The sequence below is a fragment of the Thermoactinomyces sp. DSM 45891 genome (assembly GCF_900119485.1).
GTDB lineage: Bacteria > Bacillota > Bacilli > Thermoactinomycetales > Thermoactinomycetaceae > Baia.
On record NZ_FPJZ01000042.1, the window covers coordinates 1 to 3,194 of the forward strand.

The following is a 3,194-nucleotide window of genomic DNA, read 5'->3' on the forward strand; positions in this document are numbered from 1 at the left end:
TTGGTGGCAGATTGGGTTGCTTTCTTGACATTGTTTACAATTTTCTTGACGGCGGGCTTGACCACTTTTTTGACTACATTCTTCACCTTGTTCACGATCTTTTTAACCGTCTTCTTCACCTTGTGATAGGCCTTCTTGACGGTATTATAGACCTTCTTTGCTACCTTTTTAACCTTGTTGTAAACTTTTTTGACTCCACTTTTGACTTTATTGTAGACCTTCTTGACTCCACTTTTTACTGTATTATAGGCTTGTTTCACTCCAGAAGCTACGGTGTTATATACTTCTTTGGCTCCGGAAACAACGGCGTTTCCGACTGACTTGGCTTTGTCCCATAATTTGCCCCAGAAATGACCGTCTGGGTCACTATTGGAGATCGGGTTTCCTCCAGCATAACCATACAAGTTGTTGTTTCCTACATCCATCATAAGAGCTAGATGGGCTCCTGCTCCGTTATAAGAGTCACTTGTTAGGAACCGTCCTTCTCCCGGACGATAATCACGGATCCGAGATCGTACGACTTCGTATTCGGGTCCCAGCGCTTGCCTTCATACCGGAAGGGATTATACATGTCCTGATCGGGCTTGGTTGCGTCAATCTTATCGACACCCGTGAACATATCTTTGTCGTCTTCACCGTAAGGAGTGTCTTCCCGCCAAATTATCTGGAAACAGTCGTTGAATTCTTTGATGGATCATTGAAACACGGCACGGGCCATGGAATACCGGTAAGTACCAGGAACTCTATAAAAATCGCCTCCAGACCGAGGCCGAAGGCGATTTAGTTCCACTCCTAATAATTATCCTCAAACAAACAATTAAAAATGGTCGCATTTTCTTCCTTGAGTTCCAAGGAAATGTCTGGTACGACGATATTAAGACATTCCTCTGGTATCTGTTTCACATCAAATTGTTGAAGAAAATCTTTTATCCCCTCACCTACTCTTTGGGTAAATTCATCCAGAGAATGTGCGGACTCTGTCAATTTATTCCCTTCATCTGCATGCTCATACTTCCAATAATGAATAACTGAATAGGGAGCTATTGCAGAAATTCGAATCATAACAGCATTCAATACCTTATGCTCAGCTAGATAATTAGCGAAATTACGCCCTCCAATTGATAACTTTACACCTATATCTGAAGGATAGACAAACAAAGAAAAACATGTGGCGTAATTAAAATCAGTCAAATTATCAATGCCGATATCCTTGATTGCATTAATTAATTTGTTTTCCCAATATTTACGATCAACATACGAGAGATAATATTGAAAATCTCTATTAGAATATAACCTTTCAGTAAAGCTCACTATATTCTCACACACAATTCTTCACCTACCCTTTATTCAACTGGATATCCATGTATTACACCTTTTCCTTGGTGGACCTTCACTCTAGTCTCTCCATTAGATCCAACAGGGTATCCGAAATCATGGATTTTCACACTGCCATCTGCTCCCTCTGGCCAAGCTGATTTACCAGATTTATAGTTTGGATGTCCAGGAACATGTTTCCCTTGCTGTCCAGCCGATACTTGAGGCGCACCCTCAACACCTGCGCTTACATTTCCTTGGGATGGAAGTTTACTTCCAGGAGTCCATCCTGATCCTCTACCTCTAGAGAACATATTGATCAGAGACGAAATATCCTGACCAAGATTAACTGCTCCACCACGTGTAGCGCCAACACCCCAAGATGCTGCTACAAATCCTGGAGCGGCTCCTGCACATGCAGTCGATCCATCGGCTACAATGACTCCGCCTCCTCCACCTACAAGTTGCAGATACACCAACTAGCATGGAGAAGAAGCCGTCCAGCACCAATCACAGCTACACTTACACTACCTACCGTTGTGACTGCTCCTACCATCATCGTCAGGACATCTCCAGCAATTGCCCCTAGATGGTACGCAATCCCTTTTTCCTCATAAGGATCTTCGGGATTAAAAATCCCTAGTGTCACATTACTTGTCGTCCGATCACTAGCACCTCGAATAAACTGTGAAACTGACTTGGTGGCAGACTGAGTCGTTTGACGGTGTTGATGACTGCTTAAGACATACCTTAATCTAATCTAATCACCTTGGTATTCGAAGAACGGTCATGAAATAACTTATCCCAAAATGGAGAATGGAGTCTTGTATAATCATATTTTTCATTCAGTAGTTGTTCATTGCCAAATAAGATGCATCTTGCCTTTGTTGGTTCCCAATCCCAAAACTCCTCTGGAGATTCTTCCATTTCTATATCGCTACCACAAGATATTTCCCTCAATGTGCCTAATAGTGCATCAACTACTTCTGTATAAAATACAGGGTGATTACTTAGCAAACATTGTGGATGATACCAAAAAATTTGATGTTGACGCTTACTATTAACCCCATATGATAACGTTCGAATTAAATCTATTACGGCATCTACATTATTACCGAATCCATTAATATATGGCATTTTCTGAATAAGCTCTACATAAAATTCGTCTTCCGATCTTATTCTATCTCCATCAAGAAAGTAGAATTGATTAGATAACGCCAATTTAACAGCATCGTCTAATTCCTCTTTTATATCTTTGCTTTTTTTAGTAATCAACACCAAATTTTGATTCTTTAAATCTGGAGAACCTAATAGATCTACCAATGAATTTATTTTCATCATCAACCGCTCCTTCACCTTTATTTTGCAGGGATCTCGTTATAGAAACCCCTGCACTCTTCTTACCAATCTGATGGGTTTAACTTGGTAAAAGTTTTGTAATGATCTGGTGTATAGTAATAAAGTTTTTGTTCAAGATCGTAGATAATTCTCTCTGATCCTCTTGTACCATCTGTCAACAAATTGCCAACATCAGCTTCCTTATATACCCCTTCAGGTAGCATCCCTTTATTATTGGACCATTTAGTACCACCTTTCATCCCAGCCTTCCCGCTCCTCGAATAGTTGGCTGGCAAAGAACCTGTTGTTTTCAAACTGCTGACTACAGATCTAATATCGTCATAAGACTTCGTTCCCTTCCCGGGAATAGTAGGAGACCCTTTTCCTCCACCTCTAGAGAACATATTGATCAAATCCGAAATATCTTGACCAAGGTTCTTCGCTCCACCACCTGCAACTCCTGTACCCCAAGCGGCTGCTACGGCACCAGGAGCGGCTGCGGCACATGCGGTCGTTCCACAGGCTACGACGACTCCGCCGCC

At 41.6% G+C, this 3,194-nt stretch carries 6 protein-coding genes; all 6 read right to left on the reverse strand.

The features are described 5' to 3' along the window. On the reverse strand, positions 1 to 539 hold a 539-nt coding region (locus tag BT147_RS14855; protein WP_353640713.1), incomplete at its 3' end, for an RHS repeat-associated core domain-containing protein. Positions 540 to 792: 253 nt separating this feature from the next. Further along, positions 793 to 1,311, reverse strand: a complete 519-nt coding sequence (locus BT147_RS14860) for a hypothetical protein (protein ID WP_143188034.1) — start codon at positions 1,309 to 1,311, stop codon at positions 793 to 795. A 32-nt stretch (positions 1,312 to 1,343) separates the two neighbouring features. After that, positions 1,344 to 1,790, reverse strand: coding sequence for a hypothetical protein (locus tag BT147_RS14865; RefSeq protein ID WP_072337089.1), 447 nt, complete (start codon positions 1,788 to 1,790; stop codon positions 1,344 to 1,346). Beyond that, on the reverse strand, positions 1,772 to 1,963 hold the full coding sequence (locus tag BT147_RS14870) for a hypothetical protein (protein ID WP_072337092.1): 192 nt from the start codon (positions 1,961 to 1,963) through the stop codon (positions 1,772 to 1,774). Before BT147_RS14870 ends, BT147_RS14865 begins: the two co-directional genes overlap by 19 nt. A 101-nt stretch (positions 1,964 to 2,064) precedes the next feature. Further along, the gene (locus tag BT147_RS14875) at positions 2,065 to 2,652 is read right to left on the reverse strand and encodes a barstar family protein (protein ID WP_072337095.1); all 588 of its coding nucleotides are present in this window, start codon (positions 2,650 to 2,652) and stop codon (positions 2,065 to 2,067) included. A gap of 62 nt (positions 2,653 to 2,714) precedes the next feature. Continuing rightward, on the reverse strand, positions 2,715 to 3,194 hold a 480-nt coding region (locus BT147_RS14880), incomplete at its 5' end, for a ribonuclease domain-containing protein (protein WP_286119542.1).

What these genes read in the sequence shown, in the direction of transcription:
- BT147_RS14875 (WP_072337095.1), bottom strand. Translation starts at nt 2,652, where the DNA reads ATGAAAATAAATTCATTGGTAGATCTATTAGGTTCTCCAGATTTAAAG.